Origin of the sequence: Nostoc sp. (assembly GCF_036917155.1) — a bacterium.
Lineage (GTDB): Bacteria > Cyanobacteriota > Cyanobacteriia > Cyanobacteriales > Nostocaceae > Nostoc.
In genome coordinates, this window is sequence record NZ_JBALDZ010000071.1 from 1 (window position 1) to 24,012 (window position 24,012).

Annotated in this window: 21 protein-coding genes and 1 pseudogene; 14 read left to right on the forward strand and 8 right to left on the reverse strand. The window is 40.8% G+C overall.

Annotation, left to right across the window (positions count from 1 at the left end; all coding sequences use genetic code 11):
* Window positions 1-81: 81 nt before the first annotated feature.
* The 3 genes from V7K67_RS10620 to bchM all read left to right on the forward strand — a co-directional run bounded on the left by V7K67_RS10620 (window position 82) and on the right by bchM (window position 1,442).
* Window positions 82-234 carry a hypothetical protein gene (locus V7K67_RS10620; protein ID WP_335166437.1) on the forward strand — a complete coding sequence of 51 codons (153 nt, stop codon included), beginning with the start codon at window positions 82-84 and terminating at the stop codon, window positions 232-234.
* A gap of 88 nt (window positions 235-322) precedes the next feature.
* Window positions 323-520 carry a hypothetical protein gene (locus V7K67_RS10625; protein WP_334707393.1) on the forward strand — a complete coding sequence of 66 codons (198 nt, stop codon included), beginning with the start codon at window positions 323-325 and terminating at the stop codon, window positions 518-520.
* A gap of 235 nt (window positions 521-755) precedes the next feature.
* Window positions 756-1,442: a magnesium protoporphyrin IX methyltransferase gene (gene bchM, locus V7K67_RS10630; protein ID WP_334707394.1), complete on the forward strand. Its 687-nt coding sequence runs from the start codon at window positions 756-758 to the stop codon at window positions 1,440-1,442.
* A 52-nt stretch (window positions 1,443-1,494) separates the two neighbouring features.
* On the opposite strand, the gene V7K67_RS10635 is transcribed toward bchM, so the two are convergent.
* Both V7K67_RS10635 and V7K67_RS10640 read right to left on the reverse strand, forming a co-directional pair.
* Complete coding sequence (locus V7K67_RS10635; RefSeq protein WP_335166440.1) at window positions 1,495-2,967, reverse strand: ATP-binding protein; 1,473 nt, start codon at window positions 2,965-2,967, stop codon at window positions 1,495-1,497.
* Window positions 2,968-3,136: 169 nt separating this feature from the next.
* Complete coding sequence (locus V7K67_RS10640) at window positions 3,137-3,631, reverse strand: ABC transporter substrate-binding protein (protein ID WP_335166442.1); 495 nt, start codon at window positions 3,629-3,631, stop codon at window positions 3,137-3,139.
* 546 nt (window positions 3,632-4,177) lie between these two features.
* Here V7K67_RS10640 and V7K67_RS10645 point away from each other — a divergent pair.
* Together V7K67_RS10645 and V7K67_RS10650 are read left to right on the forward strand one after the other, a co-directional pair.
* Window positions 4,178-4,657, forward strand: coding sequence for a hypothetical protein (locus V7K67_RS10645; RefSeq protein WP_334732524.1), 480 nt, complete (start codon window positions 4,178-4,180; stop codon window positions 4,655-4,657).
* A gap of 65 nt (window positions 4,658-4,722) precedes the next feature.
* Window positions 4,723-5,103 carry a DUF423 domain-containing protein gene (locus V7K67_RS10650; protein ID WP_334707398.1) on the forward strand — a complete coding sequence of 127 codons (381 nt, stop codon included), beginning with the start codon at window positions 4,723-4,725 and terminating at the stop codon, window positions 5,101-5,103.
* 273 nt (window positions 5,104-5,376) lie between these two features.
* Here the strand turns inward: V7K67_RS10650 and V7K67_RS10655 are convergent, their stop codons facing one another.
* A complete protein-coding gene (locus V7K67_RS10655) occupies window positions 5,377-6,138 on the reverse strand; it encodes a nucleotidyltransferase domain-containing protein (protein WP_334732525.1) in 762 nt (253 codons plus the stop codon).
* 1 nt (window position 6,139) lies between these two features.
* Here V7K67_RS10655 and egtC point away from each other — a divergent pair, with 1 nt between their 5' ends.
* From egtC to V7K67_RS10670, 3 genes are all read left to right on the forward strand, one after another.
* On the forward strand, window positions 6,140-6,928 hold the full coding sequence (gene egtC, locus V7K67_RS10660; protein ID WP_334732526.1) for an ergothioneine biosynthesis protein EgtC: 789 nt from the start codon (window positions 6,140-6,142) through the stop codon (window positions 6,926-6,928).
* A 652-nt stretch (window positions 6,929-7,580) separates the two neighbouring features.
* Window positions 7,581-8,468 carry a pirin family protein gene (locus V7K67_RS10665; protein WP_334732527.1) on the forward strand — a complete coding sequence of 296 codons (888 nt, stop codon included), beginning with the start codon at window positions 7,581-7,583 and terminating at the stop codon, window positions 8,466-8,468.
* Between the two features lie 246 nt (window positions 8,469-8,714).
* Window positions 8,715-8,912 carry a hypothetical protein gene (locus V7K67_RS10670; RefSeq protein WP_334707403.1) on the forward strand — a complete coding sequence of 66 codons (198 nt, stop codon included), beginning with the start codon at window positions 8,715-8,717 and terminating at the stop codon, window positions 8,910-8,912.
* Between the two features lie 1,207 nt (window positions 8,913-10,119).
* On the opposite strand, the gene V7K67_RS10675 is transcribed toward V7K67_RS10670, so the two are convergent.
* Both V7K67_RS10675 and V7K67_RS10680 read right to left on the reverse strand, forming a co-directional pair.
* Window positions 10,120-11,808, reverse strand: a complete 1,689-nt coding sequence (locus V7K67_RS10675; protein WP_334732529.1) for an NAD(P)H-quinone oxidoreductase subunit 4 — start codon at window positions 11,806-11,808, stop codon at window positions 10,120-10,122.
* Between the two features lie 213 nt (window positions 11,809-12,021).
* Window positions 12,022-12,741 (reverse strand): response regulator transcription factor, encoded by a 720-nt coding sequence (locus V7K67_RS10680; RefSeq protein WP_334699655.1) that lies wholly within the window; start codon window positions 12,739-12,741, stop codon window positions 12,022-12,024.
* 398 nt (window positions 12,742-13,139) lie between these two features.
* On the opposite strand from V7K67_RS10680, the gene V7K67_RS10685 reads away from it, so the two are divergent.
* On the forward strand, window positions 13,140-14,234 hold the full coding sequence (locus tag V7K67_RS10685) for a hybrid sensor histidine kinase/response regulator (protein WP_334732530.1): 1,095 nt from the start codon (window positions 13,140-13,142) through the stop codon (window positions 14,232-14,234).
* A gap of 417 nt (window positions 14,235-14,651) precedes the next feature.
* On the opposite strand, the gene V7K67_RS10690 is transcribed toward V7K67_RS10685, so the two are convergent.
* A complete protein-coding gene (locus V7K67_RS10690; protein ID WP_334707433.1) occupies window positions 14,652-14,828 on the reverse strand; it encodes a CsbD family protein in 177 nt (58 codons plus the stop codon).
* Between the two features lie 183 nt (window positions 14,829-15,011).
* Between V7K67_RS10690 and V7K67_RS10695 the strand changes: the two genes are divergently transcribed.
* A complete protein-coding gene (locus V7K67_RS10695; protein WP_334732531.1) occupies window positions 15,012-16,679 on the forward strand; it encodes an NAD-binding protein in 1,668 nt (555 codons plus the stop codon).
* Window positions 16,675-16,770, forward strand: a pseudogene (locus V7K67_RS10700) (transposase); the annotation flags it as partial. The gene V7K67_RS10695 and the pseudogene V7K67_RS10700, both read left to right, overlap by 5 nt.
* 456 nt (window positions 16,771-17,226) lie before the next feature.
* Here V7K67_RS10700 and def read toward each other — a convergent pair.
* Complete coding sequence (gene def, locus V7K67_RS10705) at window positions 17,227-17,757, reverse strand: peptide deformylase (protein WP_334732532.1); 531 nt, start codon at window positions 17,755-17,757, stop codon at window positions 17,227-17,229.
* A 26-nt stretch (window positions 17,758-17,783) separates the two neighbouring features.
* Here def and V7K67_RS10710 point away from each other — a divergent pair, with 26 nt between their 5' ends.
* Complete coding sequence (locus tag V7K67_RS10710) at window positions 17,784-17,921, forward strand: hypothetical protein (protein WP_335166447.1); 138 nt, start codon at window positions 17,784-17,786, stop codon at window positions 17,919-17,921.
* Window positions 17,922-17,948: 27 nt separating this feature from the next.
* Here V7K67_RS10710 and V7K67_RS10715 read toward each other — a convergent pair whose 3' ends face one another.
* Window positions 17,949-19,211, reverse strand: coding sequence for an HhoA/HhoB/HtrA family serine endopeptidase (locus V7K67_RS10715; RefSeq protein ID WP_334732539.1), 1,263 nt, complete (start codon window positions 19,209-19,211; stop codon window positions 17,949-17,951).
* Between the two features lie 311 nt (window positions 19,212-19,522).
* Here V7K67_RS10715 and dnaA point away from each other — a divergent pair, with 311 nt between their 5' ends.
* Both dnaA and V7K67_RS10725 read left to right on the forward strand, forming a co-directional pair.
* Window positions 19,523-20,905: a chromosomal replication initiator protein DnaA gene (dnaA, locus tag V7K67_RS10720; RefSeq protein ID WP_334732533.1), complete on the forward strand. Its 1,383-nt coding sequence runs from the start codon at window positions 19,523-19,525 to the stop codon at window positions 20,903-20,905.
* A 383-nt stretch (window positions 20,906-21,288) separates the two neighbouring features.
* Entirely contained in the window at window positions 21,289-23,958 is a 2,670-nt protein-coding gene (locus tag V7K67_RS10725; protein ID WP_442943807.1) for a sensor histidine kinase, read from the forward strand.
* Window positions 23,959-24,012: the final 54 nt, after the last annotated feature.

The following is a 24,012-nucleotide window of genomic DNA, read 5'->3' on the forward strand; positions in this document are numbered from 1 at the left end:
GGCTGATGAGGCTGATTTTCTTCATGCCCTCTAATCTACCATCTCTCTGTACTTATTTTTCCTGGTAGCCTAATTTCCACCGTGAACGGTTACGCGAAAGATAATTATCTTTTAGCACTATCAAAAGATAGTGATGCTAATTTTTTGCTCACAGGCGATCAAGATTTATTAGAGATTGCAAAATTTGAAAATACTGAAATTGTTACCTACCAAGAATTTTTACTGAAATTATAAAGTTATTGAATTGACTATAGTCAATTCAAGATTTACGCATTCTTTCGTTGTGAGCTATAATTATTCACAACATTTCATAGAGTTAACTATGACAACTCCATTGCTGCTAACGCTTCATAGTCTACCCGCTACCTTACCTTTAGAAGGTGCAATCAGCATAGAGTTGCAAGAGGGAATACCTATATTTAGAGCTTCTAGCATTGTCCAAAATCGCATTACAGCGTTGCTAGCCAAACAAAAAATTTCTCTACTCACGCCAGAAGAAGAACAAGAACTAGCTAGCTAAAGTGAAATTGATGATTACCTGAGTTTTATTAATCGTTTAGCTGCTATACAAACAACAATGTAAAAATAAGTGCAAGATGTAAGTCTACCCAGGAATTCGGCACTCTAACTTCTCTATACACGTAAGTATCCTTGCTTATCGGCAAACTATCATCTGGAAAAATCTGGAAGACCGCTCTTATGGGTTCCTATCAATGATAATTTTAAGCATTGGGAACCCCTAAAAATCAAAGTTTATGAACGTAGCCGACGACAAAACGATTGTTCGCGAGTATTTCAATTCCACAGGGTTTGACCGTTGGAAGCGAATCTACGGCGATGGCGAAGTCAACAAAGTCCAACTAGACATCCGCAATGGACACCAGCAAACCGTGGATACAGTTCTCGGTTGGCTGAAGGCTGATAACAATTTACCAGAGCTGTCAATTTGTGATGCTGGGTGTGGTGTCGGTAGTCTCAGCATTCCCCTGGCGGTAGATGGTGCTAAAGTTTATGCCGCCGATATTTCTGAAAAAATGGTGGAAGAAGGCAGGGATAGAGCCAAGCAAACCTTGGGAAATGCCGAAAATCCCACTTTTGCTGTGCAGGATTTGGAATCGTTGAGTGGTAGCTACCATACCGTTATTTGTCTAGATGTTCTCATCCATTACCCTCAAGAAAAAGCCGATGAGATGATATCTCACCTCTGTTCTTTGGCACAGTCGCGGATAATTCTCAGTTTTGCACCGAAGACCTGCGCCCTGAGTATACTCAAGAAAATTGGCAGTTTCTTTCCTGGGCCAAGTAAAGCCACTCGTGCATATTTACACCGTGAGGCTGATGTGGTAAGAATCTTGGAAAGTAATGGCTTTTCTTTGGAACGACGGGCAATGACGAAGACTCGCTTCTATTTTTCTCGCCTACTAGAAGCGACACGCAAGTAAGGTTAAAATCGCAGCAAAGGTCTATCATATCCTTTGCTGCGATTTGACAATCTCAAGCCTGAGATATGGTAGATATTGCCGTTGGCATCAAGCTTTGTTTTTTCTCTAAATAACCGTTGTTCTGCTTTGCAGAATTATACATGATTATAAAGGTAGCGATCGCAGCTGCTCCTAAGAAAATAATTCCAGTAAGTAACCAGATTTCTCCTCTATTCTGATGAACTTTATCCTTAGAAGCTTTAACAGAAGATACATCTTGTTCAGACTTCTGGGGATGTTGACTCAAAGCGGTGCTTTGAGTCATGTTACTTTGCTTGTGATTTTGGCTAGTTTCAGGTATTTGATTCAGGGTTTCGTAGGTATATTTAACTTCTTGTTTATCTAGTTTCTCTAATTCCCTAATCTCATGCCATAACGGGTGACGTTGTATTAACCAACGCCGGACTAATTCGATTTTAACTTTACTGCCTTGCTCATTTAAAAAGCCCTTTGATGCTAGTTCTTTAGTTAATTTTTTCTGCAAATCTCTTGACAATACATCATCGTGACTTTGAAGTAACATCAACGGGTTTTTCTCTAGCTGTTGGTCTTTTTTTTCTATAGCTATTTTTTGCGCCTCAGCCACCGCCGAAAAAACTACTTTCTCTGGTACAGATAAAGCCTCCCAATACCATGCAAAACCAGCTTCGGCAAGCTCAACTGCCCTATCTATAATCATTTCTACATCTTCTTCAGAAACTTCCCATTTTTCTAGTTCCCTAGCTCTACTGAAAATTGCAAAACATAAAATTTGAATAAAATAGGGATGTCCTGCTGATAAATCGGTAATTGCTTCTATGGCCTTTGGTTCGTATTTCAAAGCATCCGCAACAGGTTCGATAATTAACTGCTCAATACTTTCCTTATCTAGCAACCCAACTTCTGCAATCGGTGCTTTGGGAAATATGTTTAGTAAATTTGATATATCTGCTGGTTTTCTTCCAGTAAATATAATTACAAATAATCTTTGATTTTTATAAACAATATTTTTCAACTGCTTGAATAGTGATTCAAGCTCTACACCTATATGTTTATTATTTAAAGCATCAAATTCATCTAATAGTAATACCAAGTTAGTATCTTTTAAATGTTCGTCAACTTGGGGTAAAAAGTTAGTGCAAAAGATATCCTTTTGTTCTTGTATCTCTTTGGCTTTTGGTATTACTACTTTGTCTGGAGATATTTTTAATTGTTCGACAATCGTTTCTGCTAAACTTTCTAAGAGGTTTTCTAACTTTTCTTGGCTATGATATTCTAAATCAAAGCTAACAAAAGCAGACTTATCTACTTTGACAAGTTTAGGAATATTCTGAAGTAGAGATGAATTGCCTATACGTCGTTGACCGTGCAGTAATATGACTTTCTCGCCTCCTCTCAGATTTTCTTCAATAAACGCTAATTGCTCCTGTCGCCCAAAAAATATTTCCGGTTCACTAATGGGACGACCGATAATATAAGGGTTTCTCTGAGATTTTAGTTGTATCATGATAATATCTGCGATAGGTCTACTGAACAGCCTGTGATTATTTAGTTAGATACCCATAAGCTATTGCAGTACAACACAATAAGGGAAAGTTTTACTTGTCGTTGTTACCCACAAATTATATTATACTCATGGTGATTGACTAATTCACATCGCTATTGTTAAGTCTTCCCTAATTTGCTTCCGGCATAACAACAAACTTACCATTTTCAACCTTAAGCAGTTTTTTGTCTCTTTTCATTTCTCTAGTATTTTTATCAAATGTTACCTCCTCCCTAGAGGTGTTTTCTGGTAAAAGCCTAACTTTTGGCAAATTTAGCAAAACCATTGGCTTATCTAGATTTGGAGGTAATTTAAAAGACTCTATAAAAACCTGGGTAGTATCAAAACTGCTTGCAGTATACCAACCGACCTTAACGCCCCATTGCTTTTCAGCTGCGTTTGTAAAGTTTATTGATTTTACTGCATTGCGAAACCAAGGTACAGCTACTACTAAACCTTCTACAGCGTCACCAGCCTCTTGCAAGATTCGATTGCTGCTATAAAGAGAAGATCCTCCTAACAACTTTATATCTGGTCTTTGTCGTGGTTCTATATTGTCTAACCACTCCTTACGAGCTTTAATAGTTGTAATTGCTGCTGTCAGATTTTGTGTATCTGGAAACAATAATATTGCCTGTGGTTTATATTGATAAAGTAGATTCTTGATTTTGTCTTCATTGAAGTCTGGAGCGACTATGTTAATGCATGGCTTCTCAAATATTTCACCCTTGTTGACATTCTCAAATTTAGTTCTAAAGCTATCAAAACCTTGGTCACGATCGCTATTTTTTATGTCTGGAAATAAAGTGCGATCGCCTCTACTAATTGTTAATAATTAGGCGGACATCTACATCTATTCTTAAAACAGAAGATTTACCTATACGTCGCTGACCTTTACCCATCTTTTAATTATTGGGCACGCAAAATAGCCGTCCCACAACCACCCTAAAATTGTGTAACGCCGAATTTTTATAAGGAAATAAGTATATTAAAATATTACATGATTGCGGGGTATCTTGTACGCGCTTAATAACACTGTTTCTTCAAGCAAGGTAGGCAAAAAGTCTGATGCAAAAGCTAAAAAACTGTCGCGGGGATTAGATTGATATTGTGGAACCTTTGTGAAAGTCAGGTTAAAATCACTAGCAAAGTGTAAATCTGAAGTGAAACTATGAAAACTGCTGAAAAATTAGCTGCCGGTTGGCTACTGACACTCGGATTCATGTTTGTAACGCTATCAGCAACAGCGGTATTTGGAAAATTTGCTACACGTAAAGTGAATATACTGCCTGAAGATAAGTATGATTTCCCCTCACCTTATGCTACTTATGAAAATGATGATACTGCTGTTAGTGGTCTAATTTTTGGCGTTCCTACTCTAACATTGGGCACGTGGTTAGCATTGGGATTATACCGTCAAAGTCGGCAGGATAAAAAGGCGCTTAATCAACAAGTTAGCGATCGCCTGCAATCGATTTTTTATGAGATGCTACAAGAAAATCAGGGGCGCGTAACTGTTTTAGGCTTTGCGATGCAGTCACAATTACCCGCAGCCCACGCCAGACAATATTTAGATGAAAAAGCTAAAGAATTCAATGCAAACTTTAAGGTGAACGAAGAAGGGGCTGTATCATATCATTTTGATGTCTAATTGTCATTTGTCATTTGTTATTAACCAATGACCAATGACTAATAATCAACTTACGGCTAAGTCTAATGACGCAGATTTTTTTGAGCGTAGCTGCCATTTTAGGCGGTTTGTCGGTTGCTGCTGGTGCTTTTGCTTCCCATGCCTTGCGGGAAAAAATTAGTGAGCGATCGCTAGAAATTTTTGAAACTGGCGCTCGTTACCAAATGTATCATGCTTTAGCACTTTTTCTAGTAGCCATACTAATTAGTCGTACCGAATCCCCTCAACCCACTCTTATCGCCAGTGGATGGCTGTTTCTCATTGGCATTGCTATTTTCTCAGGAAGCTTGTATGCCCTTAGCTTAACCGGTATTAAATCCTTAGGAGCGATCGCACCACTAGGCGGTGCAGCTTTTCTTGCTGGTTGGGGCACTTTAGCTTTAGCCGCCTGGAATTTGAAGTTGTAAAAAGTTAAAAGTTAGGAGTTATGAGTTTTTAACTCCTAATACCAATTCTTTTTAAAAATGCATATAATAAAGCTCGCTGTAGTTCCTTCAAGCCATCGAGAGATAAATATATTGCAGCTTCTATATACAAGCTTTGATAAAAGCCGTACTGGTGGTTTTGGTTTCTGTGCAAGATGAACCGCGATTTCTAATTGCTAAGTATTTTTTCTAAAGTGGGATACACTTAGTTACTGACGTTGCCAGAAAAATCAAGGTAATGCAGAATTTAACAACTCATAATTCACCCCTCCTCAATCTCAGGCGTACCAGCAAATTATGCAAAGCCGCAGCAGATGAAGGTACTTCAGGTAATTGGCTAGATTGAGATGCCTCATGTAACTTATTACGCAGATATTCATATTCTCTTTGATGAAAAGCTACACTGCTACCTGATAGAATAGACCTTTCTGTACCTGCTAATTTTTGGGCGATTAAATCAGGAATATATGATAAATTAAAAACCTCATTTAGCTTAATTAAATTAGCCTCGATTACTCCTGTCTGCATCAAATAAATTCCAGTTAACAATACTCGATAAACATAAAGTAATGGCTTAACTTGATGCGTATCTTCTTTCTCAAAAAGTTTCCATTGCGTTGTGGCGAAACCAAGATAATGGTAGCTATGATGACGGGTAATACAATTTTTAGCAATAATTTTCAATTCCTCATGTTCGGGTGAAGTTGTTAATATTAAAGGAGAATATAATTGTTCTAATACATAACCATTCTTTTTAATTAGCATCAAAAAGAATTTTTTGACATCATGAGTTACTAAATCAATTTCTAAAGAATAGCGAACTTCTGAAACTTCAATAGTTTCATTTATAGTCTTTAATCCCACTACTTCTTGAACTGGTAAAATATGCACACCACGCAAATCATAATCAGAATCAGGTGAGGGAAAGCCATATAAGTGGGAACCACTGATGATGGTGAATAAAAACGGGTAAGGCTGTTGTCCAATAATTGTGTTGATAGAAGGTGGAATATTCATAATGTGCCGTTTACTTGCTTACCTCGGTTCGCCTGTTTCTTTAGAACATCTTCTGTATAAACCAGAACACTCACTCATAGTCCAGAGTTATCAACCCCGCGAAATGCTATCTGGGGTGGTAAATGCAGATGGCTTTGGTGTGGGTTGGTATCATAATCAAAAAGATACTGATCCTTTTATCTACAAAAATACCCTACCTATTTGGAATGATATAAACCTATCCAGTCTCAGCCGTTATGTTGAATCAAAGTGTGTACTTGCTTATGTACGCAGTGCTACACCAGGACAATCTGTAGATTTTGCTAATTGTCAGCCTTTTAACCATCAACAACAGCTATTTATTCATAATGGACGAATCGAGAATTTCCGCAAAACATTACACAGAAAAATCCGCAGCGCTTTAACCCAAGATTTCTACGAAAGAATTAATGGCAGTACTGACTCTGAACACATTTTTGCATTATTACTTTCACAAAGTCAAATTAACAAACATCGACCTCCAGAATATGCTTTACGCACTACATTATTAACGCTTTTAGAGATGGCAAAACGCTATCAAGTAGAAGCCTCCCTCAACGTAATTTTTAGTGACGGACATCGTTTAGTAGCTTCTCGTTTTGCTACCACCTCCCCGCCTCCATCTCTTTACTGGATACGAGATGATCCGACTTTTCCAAAATCCGTAATTATTGCGTCTGAACCGCTATTTATAGGTAATTGGATTGCTTGCCCAGAAAACAGCATCATTAGTGTGGGAACAGACTGTGAGATCCAAATTGAGCAAATCTGAGCAAATTTAGTGTGAAAGACGTTATTTTTCAAGCCTTCAATGAATGTCGCCCGAAAACTTTTGCACTATTCCAGGATATCGATACAGCACTTCCGGCAGCTATGAGGTACATCCTCAAAACTGAAAGCTTTGCTAGGAGAGGGGCAAGAAGAAAAACTATATTGCATAATAGCGGGAAGCGCTGTAAAGCCACATTCTCTAGTCAGCCTCATCTTGACTTTAGCCCCGTTGCTTGCAAGCACCGCGTTTTAAAAGTTGGTAGGATTCCCTTTTTCTTGAATTGGGTGATGATATGGCACTGATGCAAATGGATAAATAATCTGCCCATCAAGCTTTGGCAGTGTCTTGATTTGAAAATCTCACACAACCGAAAATTTTACAGTATCTTTTTGGTTAGTACGTTACTTTTAAGTGCGTACTTTTCATTTTATATATTTGTTTTATTATTTAAATAGTATTGAAACAAATTTGTGTCATTAAGTTAAACCTTACCCACTTTAGGATTGCAACAATTTGTGTTAATACAGCTTGTAAGTTATCTGTACCGCTTCTAAGCTTAACGCTAGAAAGTTCAAGCTTTACACCCTTGATGAAATTAATTTGACACAGCTACAAATAAAAAATCACTGCACAGAAACGAATAATAAAATTTATGAATAGCAAAGAAATGTCACAAAAAACAGAACTAAGAAGAATTGTCAATCGGACACGCGGTCAAGGTCACGGGCCGATTATCCGGCTCATGAGTCCTTCCGATTTAGGACATTTGCTGAAACCTTTTGTTTTTTTGGATTTGATTGATGCCGATACAAGTATAGCGGAATCTATGCCAATCCATCCGCATTCAGGTATTGCAACTGTAACTCTTATTATTGAAGGTGACGTTCGCTTCGATGATCCTGAATCTGGTAGGGGTACTATATCTTATGGTGGTGTAGAATGGATGCGTGCTGGTGGTGGTGTCTGGCACGGGAAAGAAATGACTTCCGGCACATCAAAGCGTGTGCGTGGGTATCAACTTTGGATCGCTCTTCCACCTGAACTCGAAAATGGGCCAGTTGATAGTCAATATCTCGAAGCTGATAAGATTCCAGGCGTAGGTCCAGCCCGTATCATTCTTGGTAGTTATGCTGGGGTGAAAAGCCCTGTACGCTCTCCTGAAGGCATAAATTATCTGTTGGTCACGCTTGCCCCAGGTGAACGCTGGGAATACCATCCCCCCGTCGGTCAGGATGTGGCTTGGCTAAGTGTCAGTCGCGGAGCAGTGGCGACACCAGATATTGCCAGTGAGGGTGAGTTAGTGACTTTTTCCTCTGGTAATGGTGTTATCACCATGCAGGCTGATGAAAAAAACGGAGCGGTCTTCATAATGGGGTCGTCAGTTCGCCATCCGTATGAGCTAAAACTGGGATACTATTCCGTACATACCTCTGCCGAGGCCTTGCAAGCGGGTGAGGCGCGTATTTCTGAAATTGAAGTACGTCTGCGCGAGGCAGGAGATCGTCAAGCAACTTCTGGTGTAACGCCAGTTTTTCAATGAATGTAGACACTACATTACCGAAACCGCGTAATACCATTTCTTTATGAGGTGTAGCGGCTTCCCGCATAATACGAGAGCCGCTATAGATGATATTTGTCCTACCCCAACAAAAGAGAAAAATTAAAAATCTCTCACTATGGTAGTATTTTCACTAAACAATGCTATACATTGTGTATGAATTTAGACACTTGTCAGCCCAATAAGTAAACTCAATATTTAGCCGCTAATTATTGCTGCATCGAGGGTGTGGGAAAAATTCGGCTGGATATAGGAACCCGTAGCTTAGGCTTATTTTCTGTTATATTGGCATTAGCCGCAGAAGAGTTACTAGATGATGCTTCAGAGAGAATAGATGATTTGCTATTAGTAGAATTGGCAAAATCACTCAATTGGATAGTAGAAGATGAATTTGAAGATATGGAAGTAATCTTATCAGTATTTTGACTGGTGGGTTTTGCCGGAGTTTGAGCTTGACATGGAGTAATGATGAAAGTTGAACTTGTTCCTAGTACTAGTAGGAGCAAATGAGAAATATATTGTTGCATGGGAATTGGTAAAATGGGTTGATAAATATTCAAAGCTGAAAGAAGTTGTGTTTGTTATTAATTGGAAATAAAACCGCAATTTCCCAACATAAATCATGACGCTGTTGTTTAAGAAAACCTAATTACAGCGATTTCCAAATGAATAGACTTACTAGTTCTTAGTACATTAATCCGCTACCTTTTATATAAGATAAAGGGACAATAAACTTCTCCTTCGTAAAAAGAGAGCGCTTATTTTAGTACTAATTAATCGGTTTGATAGAGATCTGACAAATAGATACACCTGGAATAATTGAAGTTTTTTATCAACTAAGCCAGCACAACTATTAATATTTTAGTTAGATTTAACTTGTTACTAAAAGAGGAATGTTACTGAACTTTTTTAAAATGCTGATTTGTCTCAAATCAACTCTTAATTCGCATATTTAACTAACTCAAACAAAAAGTATATGAATTTTTAACACAACCTGAGTTTGATTAATTAGCTTTCGTCAATAAATACGTGTATATGTTCAGCAATAGATACAAATCTGACTATAGCAATCCGATTGGATTTTTGAACTTATTTGCGTGGTGTGCGTTGGCGTTGGCGTTGGCGTTGGCGTTGGCGTTGGCGTTGGCGAAGCCTCTCGTAGAGAAGCCTCTCGTAGAGAAGCGCAAGCGCGATAAGCAGGGAGTAGGCTTCTGCTGTGAGCCGACTGAGGCTTCGCCAAACGTCCTCAGCTTTTTTTCGTTGTACGGAGCTTTTTTAAAATTAAATAGGAGTTCTATCTGTTAGGTAAATGCTGATACCAATTTCTTATGAAGCTGTGTTAAAGATCAGGTGACAAGCGTGGTGCGATCGCAAGACGTTTGAGGCAGTATAAGGCAACTATAACTCATTTGTTAATCAAATATCAGGATGCAGATACTCTCAACAATTCTAGCTTTTATAAAGATTGCTCTTTCTGTTCATCAAAAAAGGAAGTATTACTCATACGCAACCTAATTATTTATACTATCATGCAGTAATTATTGGTTGCGTAGAGCATTTGAGAAAAACCCATAGACGGATATTAGCTAGTTGTAGACAAGACTCTTTTAGATAAATCTATTAGTCAAAAAGCTTACTTCAAAGTTCCCAAAACGGGCGCTACCTCAACCTCTGAAATTTGCGGAACCAAGAATCTATTAGCATAAATCTGGGGATTTGTTTGCGAGACTATGGCATAAGACTGGCGAAGATTAGCATTCACGGCAACTGTCTTCACGTCGTACATCTGCATCGCCATTTTGGGATAGAAACCAATACCAATAATCATTAGCAGAAAACAAGCAGCGATAAACACCTCACGGGGTCTAGCATCCTCGTAGACTGCATCTTCTGGTACTAGACAGTCTGTACCAAAACAAACTGTTCCCTCATCTTCTTGATTTTCCAAGCCTGCATTATTGATGTCGCATAGAAGTGCTGCACCTTTACCATAAAATACCTCTCGCAGCATAGAAAGTAGATATATCGGTGTGAGGATGACTCCAACTGCGGCAAGAAAAACGGTTACGGTGCAGAAAGTCGAACTGTAAACGTCACTGCTTGTCATCCCAACAAATACCGAGAGTTCGCCAGCAAAGCCACTCATACCGGGAAGTGCTAGGGATGCCATCGTTCCGATTGTAAACAAGGCAAAGACTTTGGGCATAGCTTGACCAATACCGCCCATATCTTTCATTACCATTGTGTGGGTGCGATCGTAAGTAACGCCTGCCAAGAAGAACAGCACTGATGCAATCAAACCATGCGAAATCATCTGCAACATCGCGCCGTTGATTCCCAAATCAGTGAAGGAGGCAATTCCAAGCAGTACAAACCCCATGTGAGAAATCGACGAATAAGCCAAACGCCGCTTCATATTGGTTTGAGCAAAGGAGTTCAATGCACCATAGATAATATTGACAACACCGAGAATGGCTAGAACCGGCGCAAAGTAAATGTGTGCATCGGGAAGCAACTCAAGATTCAGGCGAATCAGTCCATATCCGCCCATCTTCAGCAACACGCCAGCCAAAATCATCGACACAGGAGAGGATGCTTCGCCGTGGGCATCAGGCAACCAGGTATGCATGGGAAAAACAGCAAGCTTGACACCAAATGCAATCAACAATCCTGCATAAAGTAGCAGTTGTAGACTAAGAGGATATTCCTTGCTGGCGAGGGCGGTGATGTCAAATGTCATATTACCACCGCCATATAACCCCATTGCCAGGGCTGCAACTAAAATGAATATAGAAGCCGCTGCGGTATACAACAAAAATTTCGTAGCCGCATAACGACGCCTTTGCCCACCCCAAATGCAAACTAGTAGGTAGACGGGAATCAGTTCTACTTCCCACATAATGAAAAATAGCAGCAAGTCTTTGGCAACGAACACCCCTACCTGTGCCGAATACAGCACCAGCATCAAAAAATAGAAGAGGCGGGGTCGATGATCAACTTGCCAAGCCGAAAATATCGAGAGTGTGGTGACAAATCCTGCTAGAAGCACAAGTGGCGCTGAAAGTCCATCCACCGATACCGCCCAGTTAAAACCTAACTGAGGCACCCAGGCATAATTTTCCACGAGTTGAAAACTAGCACTACTGGCATCATAATGCTTCCAAAAGGCGTAGCACATTAAGGCAAAGTCTGCAATACCTACACCCAGGGCATACCACCGCACGCGCTTGCCATCTTTATCAGGCAGTACAGGGATGAGCAAGGAAGCAACGAGTGGCAGCAAGACAATTGCGGTAAGCCAGGGAAATTGATCCGCTATCATGTATATGAGGAAAAATACTTATTTGTCAATTATGTCATTGTACTAAACTTTGTAACAATTTCTTAATAAATCTTCTTCCCAGATAACGGGGATTGGGGAAGGTGGGGCCCCCTCTGGGGATAAGGGGTAATGGGGATTAGGGAAGGAATATTGTTATTTGTTTGTTTATTTGTTAAGTGTTCTTATGTACGCAGTTGATGATGACTATATTGCTCAAGGTACTAATCCAGCACGCAAAGCACGGACAGCAGCTTGTGTACGGTCAGCAACGCAGAGTTTATTGAGAATACCTCGAACATGAGTTTTGACAGTACCGACTGTTAGATAGAGTCTTTTGGCAATTTCTGCATTGTCACATCCAGCGACAATCAACTCTAAAACATCCATTTCCCGATGAGTTAAAGGATAGCTGACTATACTTTTCTCAACATCTGGGTCAATGCCTTCAATCAAGACTCTTTTTCCAGATGCTCCTCTGCTACCGTCGGGGAAATCTTGACGTATTTGTTGTAGTACAAGGTCTGCGATCGCTGGATCGATCCATGAGCTACCTGCATGAGTTGTTTGCACAGCCTCTACTAGTTTCTCTGTTTCGATATCCTTCATGCAATAAGAATCTGCACCTGCTGCAAATGCGGCTAAGACTGCCTGTTCACTATTCTGCATCGTTAAAATTAGCAGCTTTGTTGTATAATCTTCATTCTCTGATTGATATTGCCTAAATGTGCGTGTTAGATCAATACCATCCATGTCAGGCAAACCAATGTCAATAGTTGCAACATCCGGCTTGAGACTTTTCAGAAGCTTAATGCCATCAGCTGCATTGGCTGCTTCACCAACGATGTTGAACTCTGGCTGAGTTTGTAAGGCAGACCTTAAGCCGATTCTTGTCAGGTTGTGATCTTCAATCAAAAGGATCTTTATTTCACTCATAGTTGCCTAACTTTACTGTTATTTATCTAAAGTACAGATTAAAATAATCTCGTTCTTCTATTCGGGATCTTATACAAAAAGCAATGCAGTTGGTATTGTTCCCTAAACTTCATCTCCCATGAGACATAAATAACCTTATCTCGTAAGCCTTTCTAAGGCAAGAGTTTCGGTGTCAGCAACTCAGATATAAATACACTGGGGTTTTAGCCTAAAACGATTGAAGTCATAATTAATACACTGTAGCCGCATATTTTATCGTATAAATGCTTAGAAAGCAGAATATTTAGCTCAGGAAACTCTCAAAGAAAATCTGAATCCTTAATAATGTCAGCGTTCGTGAAGTAAGCTATTACTAGATTTGCTAGGAATAGCCAAGCACTTCTTTTTTTATTTAGCCTATGTCTTTAACTAAAACTGTCAAAAAAGATAAAATTCTCGTTGTCGATGATGTTTTTGACAATCTACTGGTCTTAGAAGCAGTCCTAGAAGACGAGGAGTATGAAATTACCTTGGTGGAAGATAGCAAAATAGCTCTGGCTATGGTTGAGGAGTCACCACCTGACATAATTCTCTTAGATGTGATGATGCCGGAGCTTGATGGCTATGAATTTACTCGACGCATCCGACAGAATCAGGCGTTGCCATTTATCCCCATTCTGCTGCTCACGGCTCACTATGAGTCTAGCGTTGTGGAAGGACTTGATGCTGGTGCAGATGACTTTATTCGTAAACCATTCGATCCTGATGAACTACATGCACGAGTGCGATCGCTCCTGCGTCTCAAGCATAGCATCGACGAACGAGATCAGATGGCTAACCTCCGGGCAGATTTTGTCTCGCGTTTTACTCACGATTTACGCATACCCCTAGTAGCTTCTAACCGCGTATTAAAATTATTGCTGGAAGGCAGGTTTTGCGAAGTTTCGCCACAACTGCAAGAAATAATTGATACCATGATTGGCAGTAATCAAGACCTGCTGGAAATGGTAAATACCTTGCTAGAAGTTTATCGTCATGAAGCGGGCTGTAAAATCTTAAAAATTTCTCCCTGCAATATTCAGGAATTAGTTAGTGAAGTTTCCCAAGAATTAACTCCCCTAGCTGAAGAAAAAGGGTTAGTTGTAAACCTTGATAAAGACAAAACTGCAAGCACCATCATGGGCGATCGCATAGAAATGCGGCGAGTTTTGACAAATATCATCGGTAATGCTATCAAATTTACAGACAAAGGTTCTGTAGATATTCACTGCTATCTCACTCCCGTAGCTGTGAATATTGATATCCAAGATACAGGGCCAGGAATTTCTAAACCAGATCAGGCAATATTATTCGAGCGATTTCGTCAAGGGAAACACCAACGTTCTGGTAGTGGTTTGGGACTATATCTATCTCGCTGCATTATCGAAGCACATCAAGGCACTATCGATGTGATATCTGAACCAGGGAAGGGTAGCACATTCACTATACGTCTACCTGTAGCTGGTGAACACTAAAAGTAGCAATAGGCGTTTAAAGATAGGTAAATAGAAGATTAATCATGAATTAGCACCTTTGAAAAAATCAGTGAAAGCTTAAGAGAATATTTTGCGATCGCTCTTGTCAAAATGCCTAAAAATCTCAGACAAAACACAGATTTAATCAAGAAAGTTCAGTAAATATTTATTAGGACTTACGCACAGGTAACGGAAAATCGAACCACAGAGACACAGAGAACACGGAGAAATAAGAGTTTGAGAGGTATTTTGCGTAAGTCCTGTTTATTTACTGAACCTTCTGACTAAATAAATTTCTACCTAGAATAGTACGGTGTAAATCCAGCTAAAATCTCAATAAACCAGACAATTAGAGGGAATTCATGACTTGCCCCTAATTGAGCAAATTATTAAAGCTAGGGGAAACTTCCGGCTGCACTATTCTAAAGTCTTTTTAACTTCATCTTTGATATTCTCAGCAGTGTTGCGGACTTGTGCTTCAGCTTGTTTCGCTTTACCTTCAGCTTTATCTTTAGGATCGCCAGTTACTTCGCCAATTGCCTCTTGTACTTTTCCTTCGATGTTTTTAGCGAAAGCTTTTGCTTTATCTTCGATTTCTCCCCCTGCTCAAGAACAGCTTGCCTCAACCAAGAAATTCCAAAACCTACGCAGTATTGTCCCCAGTCCCTTTTTCAAGCAATCGTGTTGTCAGCTACAGTTATATTCCAGGAAAGTAGGCAACAATATTCATAAATAACTAGAAATGCAGCCCTACCTGTAGAAAGATGCTGCCGTTTCATGAAACCCCGAATTATTGTTTGTGGCTTAGGACGTACCGGATATAAAACCTTTCGTCTGCTGAGACATCAGGGAGCCTTCGTTGTTGGTATTCATCATCAATCTATCCCTGGCGAAACGGCAGGTGATGTGATTGTTGGCGATTTACAAGCAGCTTCTACCCTAACAGCAGCAGGAATTCAACAGGCACACACTTTAGTAATCGCTGGATCTAAAGATGCTTTGAATTTGTCTATTATGATGCAGGCGCGGGTGCTGAATCCCCAGATTCGGATTATCAACCGTTTTTATAATACAAATTTAGGGGAGCGCTTAGATCAAAGTTTGCCAGACCATTTGAGTATGAGTGTTGTAGGATTAGCAGCACCCGTATTCACCTTTGCAGCAATGGGAAACCGAGCGATCGGACAAATCAAATTATTTCAGCAAACTTGGCCAATTCACGAAGAATACATTGATGAAAACCACTTATGGAAGGGTCGAAAGCTGAGTGAATTGTGGGAAGACCGATCGCGAATGCTAATTTATTACTTGCCAGTCAAAGGCGAGATGGATTTGGTGTCAGCTGTCATATCTGGACAAGAAATCCAAGTAGGCGATCACTTAATTGTTGGCACTCAACCCTGCATCCGTTCTCCCCGGCGATCGTTGATTAAAAAACTGCTGAAAGTCTTAACTAATCTTAGGCAGTTTCAGCAGCACGGGCAATCGGTAGTAATGGGTGGTGTTGTACTATTGGCGGTTATTGCGATCGCTACACTCACTTATACGTCGGCTGAGTTGAGTTTGTCTCCTGTCGATGCTCTATATTTTTCTGTAGGCATGATTACGGGAGCGGGTGGTAATGACAAAGTAGTAGAAAATGCTCCTGACAGTATTAAGTTATTTACTGTTGTCATGATGCTGGTTGGAGCAGTGGTAATTGGTATTTGGTATGCAATGCTCACCGATTTTGTCTTAGGAAGCCGCTTTAAGCAATTTTGGGATGCAGCCCGAATTCCCCAACGATATCACTACATTGTTTGTGGCTTGAGTGGCATTGGCGTCAGAATTGTCCAGCAACTCCACGCCAGTGGACATGAAGTTGTAGTAGTAGAACCCGACTCCAACAACAAATATATCAACACCGCCCGCGAACTGGGTATTCCCGTCATTCAGGGCGATGCCAGCTTCCGCACAATACTCAAAGCCAGCAATATAGAATCTGCCGCCGCAGTGCTTGCTGTTACTAGCAATGATGCTACCAATCTAGAAATTGCCCTCAAAGCCAAAGGCTTGACACCCAGCATTCCGGTGATTGTTCATTATGCCGATCCCGATTTTGCTGGCATAGCGCAACAGCTATTTGGCTTCGAGGCCGTATTGAGTCCGGCTGAACTAGCAGCCCCAGCTTTTGCCGCTGCTGCACTAGGGGGACGCATCCTTGGCAACGGCATCACAGCAGATAGTCTTTGGGTGGCTTTTGCCACTGTGATTACAGCTTCACACGCCTTTTGTGGTCAATGGGTGAAAGATGTAGCCATGTCTGCTGACTGTGTACCTTTGTACGTAGAAACTAATCACCAAACTCTTCATGGTTGGGATTTGTTAGAAACCAACCTCAGTGATGGTGACGTTTTATATATGACAATGCCAGCAACACGGCTATATCAATTGTGGCGAGCCTAGCCTATGGACTAATAGCTATTTTTACTCTACTGCTGGACAGGTTTCGGCAGATGTTATTAAAAGGTATATTGAAGACCCACATCACGGTTGAATATTGACAGTGGTTAAAACCACCGTTGGCACTTCCTCCACGCATCTATTGCCAAGTGGCTTCCGTGCCGTTCGGCGTTTTTCTTGTGAATCACACGCTTAAATACAGCAGGGAACAGGGAATAGGGAATAGGGTTTAAAGTCTCTTGGTATATGACTTTGTATGCAGTTTTGTACCTCATTTACCTGAAATCTGCTGTAATTCGTAATTCTTAAGGAGGCAGGGGAAAAAAACTATTGATGCCTTTTAGCTCCATAAATACCCCACTTTTGGGCAACTGGAAACTCAATTTCTCCCCCTTATTTTAGGGCTAGGGCAACGAAACCGAGTTTTAGGTGGGATTTCAAGACTTGTGTGTACACCGTAGCCGATATATTGGAGAGGGAAGCTAGAGACAGGATGAAGTTTTGCATCTTATTTAATCCACGTTCCTTATTGCCCAGTCCCCACTCCCATTTATTTGTTAACTACTCGTTGTTGATATTCTTGCTCAGTAATCATATCGAGAGTGTTCTCTAGGCGATCTACAAATACGATACCGTTGAGATGATCGTACTCGTGTTGAAAAATCCGAGCGATAAAATCGGTTAATTCTTGTTTTTGTAAATTGCCTTGAGAGTCAGTGTATTCTACTTCAATCGCTTGATACCGAGGAATTAACCCCCTAATTCCTGGAACACTTAAACAACCTTCCCAATCTTTGACAACTTCAGTTGAATGGGCAATGATTTTGGGATTAATCATGGCTGTAGGTTCCATTTCCGGGGCGTTGGGATACCTGGCATTAGGACGGGAAGCCACGATAAATAAACGATAGGATTGTGCTACTTGAGGCGCAGCAATTCCCACGCCGTTAGCCTTGGCCACAGTGGTGATTAAGTCTTCAATTAATTTTTGGATTTGCTCATCTTGAATATTCTCAACCCAAGCAGCTTTTTGGCGTAATGTTGGATTCCCTAATTGAATTATTGGCGCTAATTCAGTCATGATAAAACTCCTTTAAGTAATGGGCATTGGGGATTGGGGATTGGGGATTGGGGATTGGGGACTGGGGATTGGGGATTGGGGATTGGGGATTGGGGATTGGGGACTGGGGATTGGGGATTGGGGATTGGGGATTGGGGATTGGGGATTGGGCTAATGACGAATGACTAATGACTAATGACTAATGACAAACATCATCCTTCACGTCTTACGGGCAAAGGAGCAGGTTGGACTACTACTTGGACAATTTGGCCATTGCGTTCTACTTCTATTGGTAATTTAGTACCGATTTTGCTCTTTTCTACTAGCTTTTGTACTTCTTCAATTTTAGTCACAGGCTGGCTGTTAATGCTTTTGATTACATCACCAACTCTTAGTCCGGCTATAGATGCAGGCGATCGCGGCACAATCTCTACCAGCAAAACACCCTCATTTGCTGTAAGATTTAAGCGATCGCCAGCGACATTTTTGATTCTTTCTTTATTTTCTGGTGTCAATGTCACCATCTGAACACCCAAATAAGGATGATCCACCTTGCCTGTAGCGATTAATTCCTGGGCAATTCTTTGTACAGTGTTAATGGGGATAGCAAATCCCAAACCTTGAGCGCCTCGAATAATCGCTGTGTTCATCGCAATCACTTGACCACGAGCATTGAGCAATGGGCCACCAGAATTACCAGGGTTAATCGCTGCATCCGTTTGGATATAATCAACCCGCTTATCACTAGCGCCGATATCGCTACTAGAACGACCAGTAGCACTAATAATCCCAGAAGTGACGGTATTATTCAAGCCTAATGGATTACCAATGGCAATTACAGCCTCTCCTGGTTGCAAAGTGTCGGAGTTACCCACAGATAAAGTTGGCAGATTATTCGCATCAATTTTAATCGCAGCCACATCCGTTACCGGATCTTCACCCAAAACTTTACCATCAAAAGTCCGGCCATCTTTAAGTGTGACAGTCACTCTATCAGCGCCGTCTACTACATGGGAATTGGTCACAATTTGACCTGAAGAATTAATGATAAATCCAGAGCCACTACCCCGTTCTACGCGTTGTCTAGGCTGTGGCGTTGCATCTCCAAAAAACCGCTGGAAAAATGGATCGTTGTTAAATTCGTCTGGTACGCGAGAAGTGATTGTTCGAGAAGAATCAATGCGAACTACCGCAGGCCCCACCTGTTGCACTACTTTCACTATAAAATTAGGATCTCCAGACGAAGAAAAAATCGGCGGTGGGACAATTGCCGAATTGGGTTCTATTGTCTTTTGGGCTTGAGTCTCGCTTTGTTGAGCCTCAATTGTCTTAGCAGGTAGAAGAGAGCAGCTCCCCAGGAACACCACTGCTACCCCGTATGAGAGCATCCCCAGAATATTATTTACCCCCCATCTGTGGGGCAAACGCCTGGTATTTATCTTTTTGGGCGCTGAGTGATGGTTTATTGTCTTCATGTGTCGTTGCTTCTCCGTGTCAATGATAATGCTGAGTGCTGAGTTAATAGTGCTGTACATGGATAGCGGGGCGTTTAGCCCGTGCTGAGTTAAAACCGCTCATGAGGGACGATGCATATACTGGGTACAAAAGCTCTGAGAAATTTTATTTTACTCAGCACTCAGCACTCAGCACTCAGTTTGGTCAGTGGGTGTTAGGATCTTGCCTACTGGGTATGTCCCAAAATGATTACAACTTAAAAGCTTATTTTAGGTCTAGCGTGTCTCAATGCTAAATTGATGCTCTCTCTTCTATTGTGACGTGGTGGATAATGGAAATTCCCATAGAAAGTCTGTGGAGTCAGGTACTAGAGCGCCTAAAGCTTGAACTATCCCGACCTACCTTTGAAACTTGGATCAAAACTGCTAGTGCGGAGCGATTAGAAAATAATTGCTTGGTTATTCGCACTCCTAACCCATTTGCTCGTAATTGGTTGCAGAAGTATTACATCAATACCATTGCTCATGTAGTACAAGATATTCTCGGTCATCCGGTAGGAATTTACATTACTGTTGCCCAAGGTGACGAAGTTTCTCATTTTAGTGAACGAGAGGTTTCTTGGGAATCACCAAATCCCAATACTATTTCTGAAGCTGTTCCTAATCACAATCATAAAACTACTGAATTGAACTCTAAATATGTCTTTTCAAGATTTGTAGTTGGTGCTAACAATCGGATGGCTCACGCAGCCTCTTTGGCAGTTGCAGAATCTCCAGGTAAAGAGTTCAATCCTTTGTTTTTATGCGGTGGTGTCGGTTTGGGTAAAACTCATCTCATGCAGGCTATTGGTCATTATCGCTGGGAAATTTGTCCTGATTGTAAAATATTTTATGTTTCTACTGAGCAGTTTACTAATGATTTAATTACAGCAATTCGGAAGGATAGTATGCAGAGTTTCCGAGAGCATTACCGAGCCGCTGATCTTTTATTAGTTGATGATATTCAGTTTCTAGAAGGGAAAGAATACACTCAAGAAGAATTTTTTTATACTTTTAATACTTTACATGAGGCTGGTAAACAAGTTGTCATTGCTTCTGACCGTCCTCCTAACCAGATTCCTAGTTTACAAGAACGTCTTTGTTCTCGGTTTTCTATGGGGTTAATCGCGGATATCCAAAAGCCGGATTTAGAAACGAGAATGGCAATTTTGCAGAAAAAAGCCGAGGATGAAAATATTAGTCTTCCCCGCGATGTGATTGAGTATATTGCTTCTAACTATACTTCTAATATTCGAGAATTAGAAGGAGCTTTAATTCGGGCAGTGGCTTATATTTCTATTTGGGGCTTACCGATGACGGTGGAAAATATTACACCAGTTTTAGAACCGCCTAATGAAAAAATGGCAGCTACCCCAGAAGCTATTTTAAAGGTTGTGGCGGATAATTTTGATGTTTTAATAGACGACCTCAAAGGTAACTCGCGCCGAAGAGAGATTAGCTGGGCGCGTCAAATAGGGATGTATTTAATGCGTCAACATACATCCCTGAGTTTGCCGAGAATTGGCGAGGAGTTTGGTGGTAAAGACCATACAACGGTGATTTACAGCTGCGATAAAATTACCCAACTTCACCAGAGCGATCGCACTCTAGCACAAACCCTACGCCAACTGAGCGATCGCATCAATATCACTAGCCGTTCCCAAAAACCATCGTGAAAATAGATTAAGTTTTCCACAACCAGCACTCTGAATCATTTGTCTAGACGGCTCAAGAATTAGTCAAGAATATTAAGTAACGTATAAAAATTGATTAAATTTAACTGAAATTGTGGAAAAAACTGTGGAAAACTTAGTATTTTCCTAGTTAAACTTAATTAAGTATAATTACCTTGTGGAAAAATATCAGAGTTTTTCCACAAGTTTTCCACAGATGTAAAGCAACTTGCTTAACGACTTCAACTGAACTAATTCTACCCCTGACAAATGGTTCACCCGATTGGGTGTATGCGATCGCAACATCCAGAACTACTCTGAAAGTAGAGCCACTTTTTTTTGCTGTTAGTGATCGTGCCGACAGCTAAAAAACTTTCAGAATGGCTATGATTGCCTTGAATATTATGCCAATTGCTTATATATCAAAGGGTCTAAGAGTGGATGAAACTGTAAAATCACCGTATAAATCAGATTTTTCACCAGAGAAGATCGCTCTGTTGGAAACAACTGCTGCCAATTTACCGGGGATGATTTTTCAAATTCTGCAACGGCAGGATGGTTCTATATTTATCCCTTATATTAGTTCTGGTTGTAAATATTTGTATGAATTAGAACCAGAAGCTATACAGGCAGACTATCAGGTGCTATATAAAGTGATTCATCCACAAGATATAAAAGCTTTTGTAGAATCTATTGCTGTTTGTCGCACCACTGGTAAACCTTGGTATTGGGAAGGTCGGATCATTACGCCTAGTGGGAAACTTAAATGGATTCAAGTTACTTCGCAACCCGCACTACAAGAAGCAGGCAATTTGCTTTGGAATGGCTTAGTTATGGATATTACAGAGCAAAAACAAGCCCAAGAAAAATTGCAAGCAAGTGAGGCGCGCTATCAAGCAATTTTAGATGCTATCCCTGATTTGATGTTTCGTATCAGCCGTGATGGCGAGTATCTAGATTTGAAAAGTGAGGGAGCAAATGTCACTCTTTCGCGAGAAGAAATAGTTGGCAAACATTTGGAAGAGTTATTGCCTAGTGATGTTGCAGCCATTAGCCAAGTAGCGATCGCTAAAACTTTAGATTCTGGAACTTTACAAACTTGTGAATATAAACTACCAACGCCTTTGGGAATCAGAGATTATGAGGCGCGGTTGGTAGTAAGTGGTCAAGATGAGGTACTAGCAATTGTTCGGGATATCACAGATCGGAAACAAGGAGAAGTCGCTTTACAAAATCTTGCCCAAAAATTTGCAAAAGCTTTTAGTTGTAGCCCCGATTCAATTACCATTAGCACGCTACAAGAAGGACGTTTCATCGAAGTTAACGACAGTTTTGTGGAACTCTCAGGTTATGAGCGAGATGAGGCGATTGGTAAAACTGCTTTTGAGTTAAATCTCTGGGTACACGATCGCGATCGCCTGAATTTAGTACAGGAGTTGCAAGCTACAGGAGTCGCTCGAAACTTGGAAGTTGAATATCGGCAAAAGTCCGGCGAGATGATTACAGCGATGCTTTCAGCCGAAGTCATTGATTTAAATGGCATTTCCTGCATTTTAGCAGTGCATCACGATATTACAGAACGCAAACAGGTAGAAGCACAATTACGCCTTTGTGCCCAACGCGATCGCTTGTTAGCAGAAACCCTAGTACGAATTCGCTCTTCCCTTAACTTAGAGCAAATTCTGCAAACCACCGTGACGGAAGTCAGGCAATTTCTGCAAGCAGATCGAGTTTTCATTGCTTTAAACAATGCCAACTTGGGAATTAGAACTATTGCCGAATCAGTAGATCCCAAATATCCATCAGTCTCAGGATGGTCTACTAATGACGAAGCTTATCTACAAGAATTGCGAAGCTTACTAAAAGATAATTTTGTGCGTGTCGTTGAAGACATGACGCAAATAACCATATCTCCGAAAGTCAAAGCACACTGCGAGAAATTCCAAACGAAAGCTAGTCTGGCTATACCAATTATGCTAGATGACGAATTATTTGGGGCATTAATTGCCAATCAATGCTGCGGTTCGCGTCATTGGCAGCCAATAGAAATTGATTTGTTACAGCAGATGTCAGAACAGGTAGCGATCGCCATTCACCAAAGCCAGATATACCAAAAATTAGCAGAACTTAACACTAATTTAGAACACCAAGTAGAAGAACGAACAGCACAATTGCAGCAGAAAATGCAAGAAGTTGAAAAATTGCATCGCGTCAAAGATGTTGTTTTGCATACGGTTGCCCACGATTTACGAACTTCAGTGATGGGTAACTTGATGGTATTAAAGAATTTGTTAAATCAGGGAGTGGGGACTGGGGACTGGGGACTGGGGACTGGAGATCAGGGAAAAAGGGGACAAGGACGAGTTATTGAAGAAGTCTCTCCCTTGTCTCCTCTCAATACCCAATCCCCAATCCCCAATCCCCATTACCCCTTATCCCCAGAGGGGACCCCACCTTCCCCAATCCCAATATCTCGCTCAATTATCGAGCGGATGGTTCAAGGCAACGATCGCCAACTAACAATGATTAACTCATTGCTAGAAATTAATTCCTGTGAAAAACAGGGTATTGAAATCAAACACGAACCCGTGCAACTTAGCACCCTACTGGGAGGAACATTTGCCCAGTTGGAACCAATGCTGACACAAAATCAAGCGACTCTGAAGAACTTGGTTCCTGCGGATTTACCGTTAGTAATGGCAGATGGGACTAAGTTGCAGAAAGTTTTGGTAAATTTAATCACACATAGCTTGCACAATAATCCACCAGGATTAAACTTTACCCTCAGTGCCACCGTTGAGGCGGGAATGATTCGCACTCAGATTCAAGATGACGGTGTAGTAATGAGTAAACTAGAGTGCGATCGCCTCTTCGATCTCCATGTCCGCGATCCCCAAGACTGTTGCTCTACAAGCATTGGCTTAAAAATGTATCTTTGTCGGAAAGTTATTAAGGCGCATGGCGGCAACATTGGTGTTATTAGTAACCGCAAGCGTGGATTAACTTTTTGGTTTACACTACCTCTCTTCACTTCATCGGCAACAATTCACCCATAAATCACCAAAAAATGAGAGGGTGTTAATTATGGCAATGTTGAGTAAGGGAAACAC

Coding starts and splice junctions, on each gene's coding strand:
- V7K67_RS10625 (WP_334707393.1), top strand. CDS start 323: ATGACAACTCCATTGCTGCTAACGCTTCATAGTCTACCCGCTACCTTA.
- bchM (WP_334707394.1), top strand. CDS start 756: ATGAACGTAGCCGACGACAAAACGATTGTTCGCGAGTATTTCAATTCC.
- V7K67_RS10635 (WP_335166440.1), bottom strand. CDS start 2,967: ATGATACAACTAAAATCTCAGAGAAACCCTTATATTATCGGTCGTCCC.
- V7K67_RS10645 (WP_334732524.1), top strand. CDS start 4,178: ATGAAAACTGCTGAAAAATTAGCTGCCGGTTGGCTACTGACACTCGGA.
- V7K67_RS10650 (WP_334707398.1), top strand. CDS start 4,723: ATGACGCAGATTTTTTTGAGCGTAGCTGCCATTTTAGGCGGTTTGTCG.
- V7K67_RS10655 (WP_334732525.1), bottom strand. CDS start 6,138: ATGAATATTCCACCTTCTATCAACACAATTATTGGACAACAGCCTTAC.
- egtC (WP_334732526.1), top strand. CDS start 6,140: ATGTGCCGTTTACTTGCTTACCTCGGTTCGCCTGTTTCTTTAGAACAT.
- V7K67_RS10665 (WP_334732527.1), top strand. CDS start 7,581: ATGAATAGCAAAGAAATGTCACAAAAAACAGAACTAAGAAGAATTGTC.
- V7K67_RS10675 (WP_334732529.1), bottom strand. CDS start 11,808: ATGATAGCGGATCAATTTCCCTGGCTTACCGCAATTGTCTTGCTGCCA.
- V7K67_RS10680 (WP_334699655.1), bottom strand. CDS start 12,741: ATGAGTGAAATAAAGATCCTTTTGATTGAAGATCACAACCTGACAAGA.
- V7K67_RS10685 (WP_334732530.1), top strand. CDS start 13,140: ATGTCTTTAACTAAAACTGTCAAAAAAGATAAAATTCTCGTTGTCGAT.
- V7K67_RS10695 (WP_334732531.1), top strand. CDS start 15,012: ATGAAACCCCGAATTATTGTTTGTGGCTTAGGACGTACCGGATATAAA.
- def (WP_334732532.1), bottom strand. CDS start 17,757: ATGACTGAATTAGCGCCAATAATTCAATTAGGGAATCCAACATTACGC.
- V7K67_RS10715 (WP_334732539.1), bottom strand. CDS start 19,211: ATGAAGACAATAAACCATCACTCAGCGCCCAAAAAGATAAATACCAGG.
- dnaA (WP_334732533.1), top strand. CDS start 19,523: ATGGAAATTCCCATAGAAAGTCTGTGGAGTCAGGTACTAGAGCGCCTA.
- V7K67_RS10725 (WP_442943807.1), top strand. CDS start 21,289: ATGATTGCCTTGAATATTATGCCAATTGCTTATATATCAAAGGGTCTA.